We start from the raw sequence: 12,732 nt of genomic DNA, 5'->3' as shown, positions 1-12,732 counted from the left end.
CTGTTACCGATTATACTCAACCAGCTTCCCGAAACATCTCGATGATCGCGGAAAAATCACGCCCTCCATTGCCGAGCTTTTCAAACAGCGCGTAGAGCTGCGCCGCTTCCGCGCCTAGCGGCGTCGATGCACCGCTCGACAGCGCCGCCTCCTGCGACAGGCGCAGGTCCTTCAGCATCAAGGCTGCCGAGAACCCGGGCTTATAGTCGTTATTGGCCGGCGATGTCGGCACGGGGCCTGGCACCGGGCAATAGGTGTTGATCGACCAGCATTGGCCGGAGGAGGTCGAGGCGACATCGAACAGGGCCTGATGCGAAAGGCCGAGCTTTTCGCCGAGCACGAAGGCCTCGCAGACGCCGATCATGGAAATGCCGAGGATCATATTGTTGCAGATTTTCGCCGCCTGTCCGGCGCCGGCATCGCCGCAATGGACGATCTTGCGGCCCATCACCTCCAGCAATGGCTTGGCGGCCGCAAAACTTTCCGGGGAGCCACCCGCCATGAAGGTCAGCGTTCCCGCCGAGGCGCCACCCGTGCCGCCCGAGACCGGCGCGTCAAGCGAGAGGCAGCCAACCTCACCCGCCATGACGTGAGCCTTGCGGGCACTATCGACATCGATGGTGGAACTGTCGATCAGCAGGGTACCCTTCGGCACGGAGCGAAGGATATCGGTCCAGACCGTAAGGACATGCTGACCTTTCGGCAGCATAGTCACCACCACCTCAGCCTCCGCCAAGGCTTCGGTCAGCACGTTCGCGGGTTTGACTCCCGTTGCCTCGGCGGCCTTGAGCATGTCATGCGAGAGATCGTAACCGATGACGGCGTGGCCGGCCTTGACCAGATTGGCGGCCATCGGGCCTCCCATATTGCCGAGGCCGATGAATGCGATCCGTGTCATGATTTTCCTCCCATGATCCGTTATGCTGCGAAAAGCGGCGGCTGCGCCGGTACGAAGAAGCGGTCGATATCGCTAGACCTCACCTCGGCAAGACTGGCCGGCGACCATTTCGGGTTGCGGTCCTTGTCGATGACGGCGGCACGGACGCCTTCGTAGAAATCATGATTATACAATATGCCCAGGCAGGCGCCGAGTTCACGATTGAGGCACTCGGCGAGATCTCCGCTCGTACGCCCGGCGCGCAGCAGCCGCAGCGTCAGCTTCAGGCTGGTCGGCGAGCGGCCGGCAATCACGCCGGCGCTTTCGGCGGCGAATTCCCCCGATTCTTTGGCCAGCACCTGTAGAATCTCCTCGACCGTATCCCCTGCAAAGGCGCGATCGATCACGTCACGATTTGCCGCAAGGCGGCTCTCGCCTGCATCCGTTGCCATGGTCTTGATCAGGGCATGCACATCGGCGGCGGAAGCCGAGGCAGGCAGCGCCGCGATCGCATCTATCAATACAGGAAGCGCCGAGGAGGCAACACAATGATCGGCGAATCCTGCGTGCAGTGCGTCGGCGGCGTCGACGGGAAGGCCAGTCAGGCCCAGCCAGGTGCCGGCTTCGCCCGGCGCGCGCGGCAAGAGCCAGGTGGCGCCGACATCGGGGAAATACCCGATGCCTGTTTCAGGCATGGCAAGGCGCGTGCGTTCGGTAACGATGCGATGGCTGCCATGCGCCGAAAGGCCGACGCCGCCGCCCATGGTGATGCCGTCCATAAGCACGACATAGGGTTTGGGATAGCGTGAAATGGCATGGTTGAGCCGGAATTCCTCGCGCCAAAAGGTTTCCGCGCCGTCCGAACCCTCCTTGCCGCTCTGGTGCAGCAGGCGGATATCGCCGCCCGCGCAGAAGCCACGCTCGCCCTCGCCCTTGACGATGACGGCGGCGATGGCGTGATCGATGGCGAACTCCTCAAGGGCCGAGGTTATCGTCCGCACCATAGGAAGCGTCAGGCTGTTCAGCGCCTTCGGCCGGTTGAGCCGGATGATGCCAGCCGATCCGCGTCGCTCGATGATCACTTCGTCCGTGCTATCCATGCAAATCTCCTGTCCTTGCCGCCAGAACCGTTCGCATTTCACGGAACTGCCGGACCGTTCCGGTTCTTTGTCTTATCGCAACTCCGGACGGAAAACCGCTGCGCACTTTTCCTGGACTTGCTCTCATCAGCAGGCGTTCAGCGGTTGTCGGCAAGGATCATCTCAGCCGCCTTTTCGGCGATCATGATCGTCGGCGAGTTGGTGTTGCCCGATGTGATCGACGGCATGATCGACGCATCCGCGATGCGCAGCCCTGCAAGGGCGCGCAGCCGCAGACGGGGATCTACGACGCTTTGCGGATCGCTACCCATGCGGCATGTGCCGACGGGATGGAAAATCGTCGTGCCGATGTCGCCGGCGGCGCGCTCGAGATCAGCATCGGTCTGATAGGACGGGCCGGGCTTGAACTCCTCCGGACTGAATCTCGCGAAGGAAGGCTGCGCCACGATCCGCCGCGTCAGGCGGATGGAGCGCACGGCGATCTCGCGGTCGCGCGATGCGGAGAGATAATTCGGGCTGATTGCCGGCTGCATGGCAAAGTCGGGGCTGCGGACATGCACCGAGCCGCGGCTTTCCGGCCTCAGGTTGCAGACGCTGGCGGTGATCGCCGGAAAAGGATGGACGGGATCGCCGAACTTGTCGAGCGAGACCGGCTGCACGTGATATTGCAGATCCGGCGTTTCCTTGTCCGGCCCGGAGCGGGTGAAGATGCCGAGCTGACTCGGCGCCATCGCCATCGGCCCGGAGCGGCGGATGAGATATTCGAGGCCGATCGCCGCCTTGCCCATGAGCTTCGTCGCCTTCTCGTTCAAGGTGGGAACGCCGGTCACCTTGTAAGCCATGCGAAGCTGCAAGTGATCCTGCAGGTTTTCGCCGACGGACTTGACCTCGCGGACGACCTCGATGCCGGCCTTGCTCAACACATCGCCCTGCCCGATGCCTGACAGTTCGAGGATCTGCGGCGAGCCGATGGAGCCGGCCGACAGCACCGTCTCCTTGCTTGCGTAGACGCGCTTCGCCACGCCATCGTGCTGGAACTCGACGCCGATCACGGCATCACCCTCGATGACGAGGCGCCGCACCTGGGCCTTGGTGTAGACCGTCAGATTGCCTCGCTTCATTGCCGGCCGCAGGAAGGCCTTCGCCGTATTCCAGCGGATACCGGAACGCTGGTTGACGTCGAAATAGCCGGAGCCCTCATTGTTGCCACGATTGAAATCGGCCGTTTCGGGGATGCCTGCCTCGCGGGCTGCCGCCTGGAAGGCGTCGAGCACGGCCCAGCGCACACGCGCCTTCTCCACCCGCCATTCGCCGCCGGCGCCGTGCATCTCGTCCTTGCCCCTGTAATGATCCTCGGACTTGGTGAAATAGGGCAGCACGTCTTCCCAGCCCCAGCCGGTGCAGCCGAGCTGCCGCCAGAGATCATAGTCGCGCGCCTGGCCGCGCATGTAGATCATGCCGTTGATGGAGGAGCAGCCGCCAAGCACCTTGCCGCGCGGATAGTTCAGCGAGCGACCGTTCAGCCCCGCCTCGGGCGTCGTGGTGAAGCACCAGTCGGTGCGGGGATTGTTAATGCAATAGAGATAGCCGACGGGAATATGGATCCAGTGATAGTTGTCATTGCCGCCCGCTTCCAGCAGCAGCACCCGATTGTTGGGATCGGCCGAGAGCCGGTTGGCAAGCAGGCAGCCGGCACTGCCGGCACCGATGATGATGTAGTCGAAGCGATCCATGTTCAAAACTCAGTCATTCGTTCTCCCGCGTGCGGGGAGAGGGTTAGGGTGAGGGGCATGAAGGTTCGGCAAATCCCGGCTTGCGGATCAATCTCGAAATAGCCCCTCATTCGCCCTTCGGGCACCTTCTCCCCGCGAACGGGGAGAAGGAAAGGCAACCAATCAACGCCGATATTCAAATCCCAGCTTCCGTCCCAGCCGCGACGCATAGAATTCGCCGATGACGCCACGCCGGAAGAGCAGGACACAGACCATGAAGACGATGCCGGTGATGATGGTGACGGGGAATTCCGACGTCGCGAGGTAGTTTTCCAGGGTCGCTACGAATCCCGCGCCGAAGAGCGGGCCGATCAGCGTGCCGATGCCGCCGAGCAGGGTCATCAGGATCACTTCGCCCGACATCTGCCATGCGACGTCGGTGAGCGTCGCGAACTGGAAGACCAGCGCCTTGACCGCTCCGGCGAGCCCCGCCAGCGCCGCCGACATGACGAAGGCGCCGAGCTTGTAATGCGCGACGGAATAGCCGAGCGAGATCGCCCGCTGCTCATTCTCGCGGATCGACTTCAGGATCATGCCGAAAGGCGAATTGATGAAGCGCCAGATGATCAGAACGCCGATCAGGAACACGGCGAGGACGAAATAATACATGTTGAAGGAATTGTTGAGATCGAGGATGCCGAAGAGATAGCCGCGCGGCACGGACTGAATGCCGTCCTCGCCATGGGTAAACGCAGCCTGCAGGCAGAAGAAATAGAACATGTAGGACAGCGCCAGCGTGATCATGGCGAAGTAGATGCCCTGCCGTCGGATCGCGACGAAGCCCATGACCAGGCCGAGCAGCGCCGCGCCGGCGACGCCGATCAGGATGCCGAGCTCCGGCGGCACGCCCCACTCCTTCACCGCATAGGCGGTGAAATAGGCGGCACCGCCGAAGAAGGTGGCATGACCGAAGGAGAGCAGGCCTGCATAGCCGAGCAGCAGGTTGAAGGCGCAGGCGAACAGTGCGAAGCAAAGCACCTTCATGACGAAGATCGGGTAGATGAAGAACGGCGCCCAGATCAGCCCGACGACGCCGATAACCAGCAGCAGTTTCTGCGCCGAAAACCTCTGGTGTCGCCTGGATCCCAATGTGGTCAGATCAACCATCTCACGCATCCCGACCGAAGAGGCCCGCGGGCCTGATGAGCAGCACGATCGCCATGATCACGAAGATGACGATATTCGACGCTTCCGGATAGAAGACCTTGGTCAGGCCCTCTGCAATTCCGAGCATATAACCTGTCACGATCGCGCCCATGATCGACCCCATGCCGCCGACGACGACCACGGCAAAGACGATGATGATCATGTTCGATCCCATCAGCGGCGAGACCTGATAGATCGGCGCCGCCAGCACGCCGGCAAAGGCGGCAAGTGCGACACCGAAACCATAAGTCAGCGTCAGGAGCACGGGCACATTGACGCCGAAGACCTGGACGAGCACGGAATTTTCCGTCGCCGCGCGCAGATAGGCGCCGAGCTTGGTCTTCTCGATCAGCAGCCAAGTGCCGATGCAGACGATGAGAGAGGCGATGATCACCCAGCCGCGATAGACGGGCAGGAACATGAAACCGATGTTCCTGGCACCCGCCAGTTCCGCCGGCACCGCATAAGGCTGGCCTGAGGAGCCGTAGAGATAGCGGAACGTGCCCTCGATGGTCAGCGCCATGCCGAAAGTGAAGAGCAGGCCGTAGAGCGGATCGATGTTGTAAAGCTGGCGCAGGCATAGCCGCTCGACGAGGGCACCGAACAGACCGACGATCAGCGGCGCCACGATCAAGGCCGGCCAATAGCCGATCCCGGCATAGGCGAGCAGCAGATAGGCTGTGAAGGCGCCGAGCATGTAAAGCGCGCCGTGAGCAAAATTGATCACCCGCAGCATGCCGAAGATGATCGCGAGCCCCAGGCTCAGCAGCGCATAAAAGGAGCCGTTGATGAGGCCGATCAGCAATTGTCCGAGAAGGGCCTGGGTGGGGATACCGAATATCGTCGTCATGGTTCAGACCCCCAGCGCTTTGTGCAGCATGTCCATGCGCTCGGGCAGTTCGCCGACCGGAAACTCCGAGACCATCTGGCCGTGATCCATCACATAGAAGCGGTCTGCAATGCGGCTGGCGAAACGGAAGTTCTGCTCGACCAGCAATATGGTCATCCCTCGCGCCTTGAGCTTCTGCAGGACCTCGCCGATGCGCTGGACGATGACGGGCGCAAGGCCTTCCGTGGGCTCGTCGAGCAGCAACATGCGAACGCCGGTGCGCAGGATGCGCGCCATGGCGAGCATCTGCTGCTCGCCGCCGGAAAGCTTGGTGCCGGCGCTGTTGCGGCGCTCGTGCAGATTGGGAAACAGTTCGAAAATCTCGTCGACCGTCATCCCGCCTGATGCCACGACCGGCGGTAACATCAGGTTTTCATAGACGCTGAGCGTCGAGAAGATGCCGCGTTCCTCCGGAACGAAACCGATGCCCTTGTGGGCGGTCTTGTGCAAAGGCACCTGCATCATGTCGGCGCCGGCAAAGGCGATCCTGCCCTTGCGCGCGCGGACGATGCCGACGATGGTGCGCAATGTCGTCGTCTTGCCGACGCCGTTGCGGCCAAGGATGGTGACGGTTTCGCCCTCGCCGACCCGCATGTCGACGCCATGCAGGATGTGGCTTTCGCCATACCAGGCATTCAGCCCCTGGACTTCGAGCAACGCCGCCATCCTCAAGCCTCCTCCATGCCCATATAGGCTTCGCGGACGCGCGGGTCGCGGCTGACCGTGGCGTAATCGCCCTGAGCCAGGATCTCGCCGCGCTGCAGCACGGTCACCTGATGGCAGATGTCAGCGACGACGGAGAGATTATGCTCCACCATCAGCACGGCCCTGTCGCGCGCCACCTCGCGGATGATGGCGGAGACGGTGTTGACATCCTCCAGCCCCATGCCGGCCATCGGCTCGTCGAGCAGCAGCACTTTCGGGTCGAGCGCCAGGGTCGTCGCGATCTCCAGCACGCGCTTGCGGCCATAGGAAAGATCGGCGGCAACGGCATCCCGCTCCTTCGAAAGTCCGACGGACGCGAGAAGCTGCTCGGCGCGGGCGTTGAGGCTGTCGAGCGCCGAGATCGGCCGCCAGAATTGATGGGCGAGATTGCTCGTCCTCTGCAAGGCGACACGAACATTGTCGAGCACGGTCAGATGCGGAAAAACAGCCGAAATCTGGAAGGAGCGCACGAGGCCCATGCGCGCCACCTTGTCGGGTCTCGTGCGGGTAATATCGGTGCCGAGCAGCGTGATCGTGCCGTGGGTGGGCTGCAGGAACTTGGTGAGCAGGTTGAACACCGTCGTCTTGCCGGCGCCGTTCGGGCCGATCAGCGCGTGGACGCGGGCATGCTGCACATCGAGATCGACATTCTTGACGGCGGTAAAACCACCGAAATCGCGGCGGAGTCCCCGGGCGGACAAGACCACCCGAGGCTCTTCATGCTGATCTATTGCTGATATCGCCATCGGCCGGCCGTAACCTCATTGCTTGACGAGATCGCAACCACTCTTGGCGGGATCGATATAGGCTTCCTTGCCAGGAATGGTTGCCAGCACGTTGAAGTAATCCCACGGCTGCTTGCTCTCATCCGGCTTCTTGACCTGGAGCAGATACATGTCGTGGATCATGCGGCCGTTGGCGCCGACCGTGCCGCCGCGGCCGAAGAAATCATCGACCGGCATTTCATGCAGTTCCTTGGCGACGGCCTCGGTATCATCAGTGCCGGCCTTCTGCACCGCCTTCAGATATTGCGTGACGGCGGAATAGGTGCCGGCGTGGATCATGTTCGGCATCTTGCCGGTGCGGGCGAAGAAGCGCTTGCCGAATTCGCGGCTCTTGTCGTCGAGGTTCCAGTAATAGCCCTCGGTCAACGTCAACCCTTGAGCCGCCTGCAGGCCGAGGCCGTGGACTTCGGCGAGCGTGAAGAGAAGTGCCGCCAGATGCTGGCCGCCCTGGGTGATGCCGAATTCCGAGGCCTGCTTAATGGCGTTGGAGGTATCGAGGCCGGCATTGGCAAGGCCGATGACCTTGGCGCCGGACGATTGCGCCTGCAAAAGGAAGGATGAGAAATCATTCGTCGACAGCGGATGGCGAACGGAACCCAAAATCTTGCCGCCGCTTGCCTTGACGTAATCGCCGGTCTGCTGCTCCAGCGAATAGCCGAAGGCGTAGTCGGCCGTGAGGAAGAACCAGGTATCGCCCCCCTGCTTGACCAGCGCGCCGCCGGTGCCGACGGCCAGAGCATGCGTGTCATAGGCCCAGTGGAAGCCATAGGGCGAGCATTGCTTGCCTGTCAGATCCGTCGTTGCAGCGCCGGTGACGATATCGATCTTCTTCTTCTCCTTGGCGACGGCCTGCACGGCAAGCGCCACCGACGAGGTCGTCAGCTCCATGATCGCGTCGACCTTGTCCTGGTCGTACCACTGGCGGGCGATGTTCGAAGCGATATCCGGTTTGTTCTGATGGTCGGCATCGACGATCTCGATCGGCGCGCCGAGCACCTTGCCGCCGAAATCCTCGACGGCCATCTTTGCAGCCTCCACGGACGACTTGCCGCCGAAATCGGCATAGACGCCCGACTGGTCATTCAGGATGCCGATCTTGACGACACCGTCGGACGCGCCGGCGGCGAAAGCCGCTGTGCTGGTTGCAAGCAGAAGTGCCAGGGATGCAATAAGACTCTTTCGCATATTCTCCTCCCAGAGATTTGGCAAAAATGAATCTGTTCAAAATTGGCCAGCCGCTTTCCTCCAAACGACTTTCCGAGACGTGCAGGATCAAGGAAATCGCGCGTTGACGCAAGTCGCGATTGCAATTAATTCCAAACAGGGTCTGTTCATTTTTGAACAGAAGGGGGAAACATGAAGGGCACGCCGCACTTTACCTGGGACGATCTGCAATTCTTCCTCGCCGTGGCGCGAACCGGGCAGCTTTCGACCGCGGCCCGGCAGTTGCGCACCAGCCATGCCACCGTTTCGCGCCGCATCGACCGGCTGGAATTCGCCCTGAAGGTCAAGCTCTTCGAGCGCAATCCGCGCGGCTACATGCTGACGGGCATGGGCCAGCGGTTCATCGACACGGCGGAGCGCATGGAGCAGGAAACCGAGCGTCTTCGGACGGATCTTTCCGCCGGATCGGCGGCGCAGCGCGGTGTAGTGCGCATCAGCGCGCCGGAAGGCTTTTCGAATTTCTTCTTTACCGGCGTGCTGCCGGAATTCACGGCTAAACATCCGACCATTTCGCTGGAGCTGATCACCATCCAGCAGATCATGTCGCTCTCGCGCAAGGAGGCCGACATCGTCGTCGTGCTCGACCCGCCGAAGGCCGGCCCCTATTTCACCGAGAAGCTGACCGACTATCACCTTCAGGTCTATGGATCGCAAGATTATCTCGCCAGCCATCGAGCGATCGAGAGCCGCGACGACCTGCCCGACTGCGCTTTCATCGGCTATATCGAGGACATGATCTTCGCGCCGGGGTTGGACTATCTCGGCGACGTCCATCCGCGCATCAGGCCGCAATTCCAGAGCTCGAGCATCTTCGCGCAACTGACGGCGACCAAGAACGGACTGGGGCTTTGCGTGCTGCCGTTTTTCATCGCCGGCAAGCATCCGGATCTGCAGGTCGTGCTGCCGCAGGAAGTGGATCTCAAGCGCCACTATTGGATCACCTGCCACCGCGATCTGCGCCAATCGCCGCGCGTGCGCACCGTCATCGATTTTCTGACGGAAGCCGTACGCCGGAATGCGCCGGCCTTTCTCGGGCCTTGGAGAGGTGCTGACAGTTGATGCCGTCGGCTCCGGCTACCGGATGCTCGGGGCAGCGTAGACCTTCTTGAGCCCGCCCGCATCGAAGCTTGAACGTTGCGCAAGCTGCAGTTCCCAATCCAGCGACGAGCGCACGATCGTTTCCAGGCAATTGTATTTCGGCGCCCAGCCGAGTTCCCGATGGGCGAGCGTCGCATCGGCGACGACGCTGGCCGTGTCGCCCGGCCGGCGCGGCGACATGTGGATGCGGAAAGCACGGCCATGGACGCGCATGACCATGTTGAGCACATCAAGCACGGAATAGCCCAGGCCATAGCCGCAATTGGCGACCAGCGGCCGGCCGCCGCTGCGCAGATGGCGCAGCGCCATGAGGTGCGCGTCCGCAAGATCGCTGACATGGATGTAGTCGCGAACGCCCGTTCCGTCATGCGTCGGATAGTCGGTGCCATAGATATCCACTTGATGGCGGCGGCCGAGTGCCGCCTCGCAGGCAACCTTGATGAGATGGGTCGCACCCTCGGTCGACTGGCCGGCCCGCCCCTTAGGGTCGGCGCCGGCGACGTTGAAGTAGCGCAGCGCGACATAACGGAAATCATAGGCCGCAGCGGCATCGCGCAGCATCAGCTCCGACATGAGCTTGGATTGACCATAGGGCGATTCAGGCCGCAATGGTGCGCCTTCGCTGACCGGCCTTTCCGCGGGCTGCGGACCGTAGACGGCGGCGGTGGAAGAAAAGACGAAATGACGGATGCCAGCCTTGACGGCGGCGCTCATCAGGATGCGGGTCTTGCCGGTGTTGTTTTCGTAATAGGCGAGAGGATCCTCGATCGACATCGGCACCACGGCCGAACCGGCAAAGTGGATGATGGCGTCTATGTCGTTTTCGGCGAAAATCTTCTGCAGCAGCGCTTCGTCCGCCATGTCGCCGAGATAGAACCGGGCGGCGGGCGGAACAGCCCAGCGAAAACCGGTCGAAAGGCGGTCGACGACCACCACGTCCTCGCCCGCTTCAAGCAATCTCCAGACCATATGGCTGCCGATATATCCGGCTCCGCCCGTCACCAACACCGTCATTCTTCGCGTCCCCGCCAAGTCGTATCGGCGATATATGAGGGTTGTATTCGTGCGATTTGATTAAAAGCCTGCGCTGAGCAGACTGTAGGAAGGGGAAGTTTGTTTCTATGGTTAGGTAGGGATTTGCGGGATCGGTCGCATTTTATCGATTGGCTATACGACGGGTAAGTATCGATATCGAGGAGGATGCGCATCCCCCTCTGTCACTGTCGTGACAGAGGGGGTATCAGAGGTGCGGCAATCGCGAAGATGCTTCTCGTTACAAACTCAAAATATACCGGCTCAACCGCTCTGCGGCATCGGCGACCTGAGCCGCGTCGCGCAGGAAGCAGGCGCGCAGGAAGAGTTCGCCGCCCTGCCCGAAAGCCGTTCCGGGCGCGAGGCCAACGCCGGTCTTGTCGACGATGTCGATGGCGGCTCCGCGGCTGTCGGTGACGCCGTCGATCTTGAGGAAGGAATAGAGCGCTCCATCCGGCTTCAGCGTCTGCACGCGATTGGTGGCGATCAGGGCATCGCAGAGAATATCGCGAGAACGGGTGGCCTTGGCGATGTTCGAGCGAACGAAGTCATCGCCCTCGTTCAGGGCGGCGACCGCGCCGCGCTGCATGAATTGCGCGACGCCGGATGTCGAATATTGTACGAGATTTTCGATTACCTGGCCGAGTTCGGCCGGCGCGACGATCCAGCCGACCCGCCAGCCGGTCATCGACCAGTTCTTCGAGAAGGAATTGACGAAGAGGATCTTGTCGTCGGCTTCCTTGATATCGAGGAAACTCGGCGCGCGGCCGCCGGCATAATAGTAGAGCGCGTAGATTTCGTCGGCCATGATCCAGAGACCGTGCTTTCGCGCCAGCGCCAGAATATCGGCAAGATCCTGATGCGTTGCCGTCCAGCCGGTCGGGTTTGATGGGGTGTTGATGAAAAGACCCTTGGTCTTCGGCGTGATCGCAGCCTCGAGACGCCCGAGATCGAGCGACCATTTGCCATTCTCGAACTGCAGCGGCACATCGACGGAGCGGGCGCCTGATATCTCCAGCGCGGCGGCGATATTCGGCCAGGCGGGTGTCAGATAGACCATTTCGTCGCCGGGCGAGGTGATCGCCTGTACGGAAAGCTGGATCGCCTGCATGCCGGAGCCGGTGACGTAGAAATGCTCCATCGGCAAGGAGGTGCCGAAGTGCCGGCCATAGTAATCGGCGAGCGCCTGGCGCAGTTCCGGAATGCCGCGTTGCCAGGTGTAGAAGGTTTCGCCGGCGTTGAGCGAGGCCATGGCGGCGCGATTGATGAAATCCGGCGTCGGCAGATCGCCCTCGCCGACCCAGAGCGGCAGGAGGCCGTCACGGCCACGGGCATAATTCACAACTTCGACGATCCCGCTTTCGGGTGCTGCAAGCGCACGCGGGCTGAGGCTATTCAGTATCGACATGCAAAGTCTCCGGTTTTCGCCTTCATAGAGCACAATGGTGGGCAAATCCCATGACTTTGCCTTAGTGATCGATCGATTTTGGTGATGAATAAAGCCCCGGCCCTTGTCGGGCCGAGGCTTTAAAATCAGCGGCGCGGAACCCCCTCAACGCTTGGCGAGAAGGTCGCGGATCTCGGTGAGCAACTGCACATCCGCCGGCGGAGGCGCTGCCTCGGCGATCTTCTCTTCCTTGCGCTCGACTTGCTTGCGCAACGTGTTCACGCCCTTGACCATCAGGAAGATGATCCAGGCGAGGATGAGGAAGTTGATGAGGACGGTGATGAAATTACCGTAGGCGAAAACCGCACCCTGGGCGCGGGCAGCCGCCAGTGTCGGCGCATTGACCGCCGAGGAGAGACCGAAGAAGTAGTTCGAGAAATCGAAGCCGCCGAAAATCGCACCGACGACCGGCATGATGATATCGTCAACCAGCGATTTCACGATGCCGCCGAAAGCACCGCCGATGATCACTCCGACGGCGAGATCCATGACATTGCCGCGTGCGATAAATGCCTTGAATTCATTAAGCATTGAGCAGACCCCTTCGCGTTGCCGTTGAATTCGCTAAAGATAATTAGCATCATCTTCTGCTTTATTTTTCAATAACAAATTGACGAAGAGCCCCATTCCGGCACGCGTATTCCAAGGAAATTCCAT

The 12,732-nt window shown here is 61.4% G+C and carries 12 protein-coding genes; 1 reads left to right on the top strand and 11 read right to left on the bottom strand.

The window, feature by feature from the left end:
• Positions 1-16: 16 nt before the first annotated feature.
• From mmsB to AB8B29_RS00885, 8 genes are all read right to left on the bottom strand, one after another.
• Positions 17-898, bottom strand: a complete 882-nt coding sequence (gene mmsB / locus AB8B29_RS00920; protein ID WP_092575069.1) for a 3-hydroxyisobutyrate dehydrogenase — start codon at positions 896-898, stop codon at positions 17-19.
• Between the two features lie 20 nt (positions 899-918).
• On the bottom strand, positions 919-1,977 hold the full coding sequence (locus AB8B29_RS00915) for an enoyl-CoA hydratase/isomerase family protein (RefSeq protein ID WP_092575072.1): 1,059 nt from the start codon (positions 1,975-1,977) through the stop codon (positions 919-921).
• 137 nt (positions 1,978-2,114) lie between these two features.
• On the bottom strand, positions 2,115-3,710 hold the full coding sequence (locus AB8B29_RS00910; protein WP_037203204.1) for a GMC family oxidoreductase: 1,596 nt from the start codon (positions 3,708-3,710) through the stop codon (positions 2,115-2,117).
• 162 nt (positions 3,711-3,872) lie between these two features.
• Complete coding sequence (locus tag AB8B29_RS00905) at positions 3,873-4,856, bottom strand: branched-chain amino acid ABC transporter permease (RefSeq protein ID WP_037203203.1); 984 nt, start codon at positions 4,854-4,856, stop codon at positions 3,873-3,875.
• A 1-nt stretch (position 4,857) separates the two neighbouring features.
• Positions 4,858-5,745 (bottom strand): branched-chain amino acid ABC transporter permease, encoded by an 888-nt coding sequence (locus AB8B29_RS00900; protein WP_092575077.1) that lies wholly within the window; start codon positions 5,743-5,745, stop codon positions 4,858-4,860.
• 3 nt (positions 5,746-5,748) lie between these two features.
• Complete coding sequence (locus AB8B29_RS00895) at positions 5,749-6,450, bottom strand: ABC transporter ATP-binding protein (RefSeq protein ID WP_092575079.1); 702 nt, start codon at positions 6,448-6,450, stop codon at positions 5,749-5,751.
• Between the two features lie 2 nt (positions 6,451-6,452).
• A complete protein-coding gene (locus AB8B29_RS00890) occupies positions 6,453-7,235 on the bottom strand; it encodes an ABC transporter ATP-binding protein (RefSeq protein ID WP_092575081.1) in 783 nt (260 codons plus the stop codon).
• A 15-nt stretch (positions 7,236-7,250) separates the two neighbouring features.
• Positions 7,251-8,459: an ABC transporter substrate-binding protein gene (locus tag AB8B29_RS00885; protein ID WP_092575082.1), complete on the bottom strand. Its 1,209-nt coding sequence runs from the start codon at positions 8,457-8,459 to the stop codon at positions 7,251-7,253.
• Between the two features lie 171 nt (positions 8,460-8,630).
• On the opposite strand from AB8B29_RS00885, the gene AB8B29_RS00880 reads away from it, so the two are divergent.
• Entirely contained in the window at positions 8,631-9,557 is a 927-nt protein-coding gene (locus tag AB8B29_RS00880; RefSeq protein WP_047641029.1) for a LysR family transcriptional regulator, read from the top strand.
• 15 nt (positions 9,558-9,572) lie between these two features.
• Here AB8B29_RS00880 and galE read toward each other — a convergent pair whose 3' ends face one another.
• From galE to mscL, 3 genes are all read right to left on the bottom strand, one after another.
• Positions 9,573-10,610, bottom strand: coding sequence for a UDP-glucose 4-epimerase GalE (gene galE, locus AB8B29_RS00875; RefSeq protein ID WP_047641030.1), 1,038 nt, complete (start codon positions 10,608-10,610; stop codon positions 9,573-9,575).
• A gap of 259 nt (positions 10,611-10,869) precedes the next feature.
• The gene (locus tag AB8B29_RS00870) at positions 10,870-12,036 is read right to left on the bottom strand and encodes a pyridoxal phosphate-dependent aminotransferase (RefSeq protein ID WP_047641031.1); all 1,167 of its coding nucleotides are present in this window, start codon (positions 12,034-12,036) and stop codon (positions 10,870-10,872) included.
• A gap of 144 nt (positions 12,037-12,180) precedes the next feature.
• Positions 12,181-12,606: a large conductance mechanosensitive channel protein MscL gene (gene mscL / locus AB8B29_RS00865; protein ID WP_037203190.1), complete on the bottom strand. Its 426-nt coding sequence runs from the start codon at positions 12,604-12,606 to the stop codon at positions 12,181-12,183.
• Between the last annotated feature and the right edge of the window lie 126 nt (positions 12,607-12,732).

The organism is Rhizobium sp. 11_C7_N12_5, assembly GCF_051811145.1.
Classification (GTDB): domain Bacteria; phylum Pseudomonadota; class Alphaproteobacteria; order Rhizobiales; family Rhizobiaceae; genus Rhizobium; species Rhizobium lusitanum.
The sequence above is the reverse complement of the archived record's forward strand: the minus strand, read 5'-3'. Positions and strand labels throughout refer to the sequence as shown.

Excerpts from the sequence above, each read along its gene's own strand:
- mmsB (WP_092575069.1), bottom strand. The coding sequence starts at position 898 with ATGACACGGATCGCATTCATCGGCCTCGGCAATATGGGAGGCCCGATG.
- AB8B29_RS00915 (WP_092575072.1), bottom strand. The coding sequence starts at position 1,977 with ATGGATAGCACGGACGAAGTGATCATCGAGCGACGCGGATCGGCTGGC.
- AB8B29_RS00910 (WP_037203204.1), bottom strand. The coding sequence starts at position 3,710 with ATGGATCGCTTCGACTACATCATCATCGGTGCCGGCAGTGCCGGCTGC.
- AB8B29_RS00905 (WP_037203203.1), bottom strand. The coding sequence starts at position 4,856 with ATGGTTGATCTGACCACATTGGGATCCAGGCGACACCAGAGGTTTTCG.
- AB8B29_RS00900 (WP_092575077.1), bottom strand. The coding sequence starts at position 5,745 with ATGACGACGATATTCGGTATCCCCACCCAGGCCCTTCTCGGACAATTG.
- AB8B29_RS00895 (WP_092575079.1), bottom strand. The coding sequence starts at position 6,450 with ATGGCGGCGTTGCTCGAAGTCCAGGGGCTGAATGCCTGGTATGGCGAA.
- AB8B29_RS00890 (WP_092575081.1), bottom strand. The coding sequence starts at position 7,235 with ATGGCGATATCAGCAATAGATCAGCATGAAGAGCCTCGGGTGGTCTTG.
- AB8B29_RS00885 (WP_092575082.1), bottom strand. The coding sequence starts at position 8,459 with ATGCGAAAGAGTCTTATTGCATCCCTGGCACTTCTGCTTGCAACCAGC.
- AB8B29_RS00880 (WP_047641029.1), top strand. The coding sequence starts at position 8,631 with ATGAAGGGCACGCCGCACTTTACCTGGGACGATCTGCAATTCTTCCTC.
- galE (WP_047641030.1), bottom strand. The coding sequence starts at position 10,610 with ATGACGGTGTTGGTGACGGGCGGAGCCGGATATATCGGCAGCCATATG.
- AB8B29_RS00870 (WP_047641031.1), bottom strand. The coding sequence starts at position 12,036 with ATGTCGATACTGAATAGCCTCAGCCCGCGTGCGCTTGCAGCACCCGAA.
- mscL (WP_037203190.1), bottom strand. The coding sequence starts at position 12,606 with ATGCTTAATGAATTCAAGGCATTTATCGCACGCGGCAATGTCATGGAT.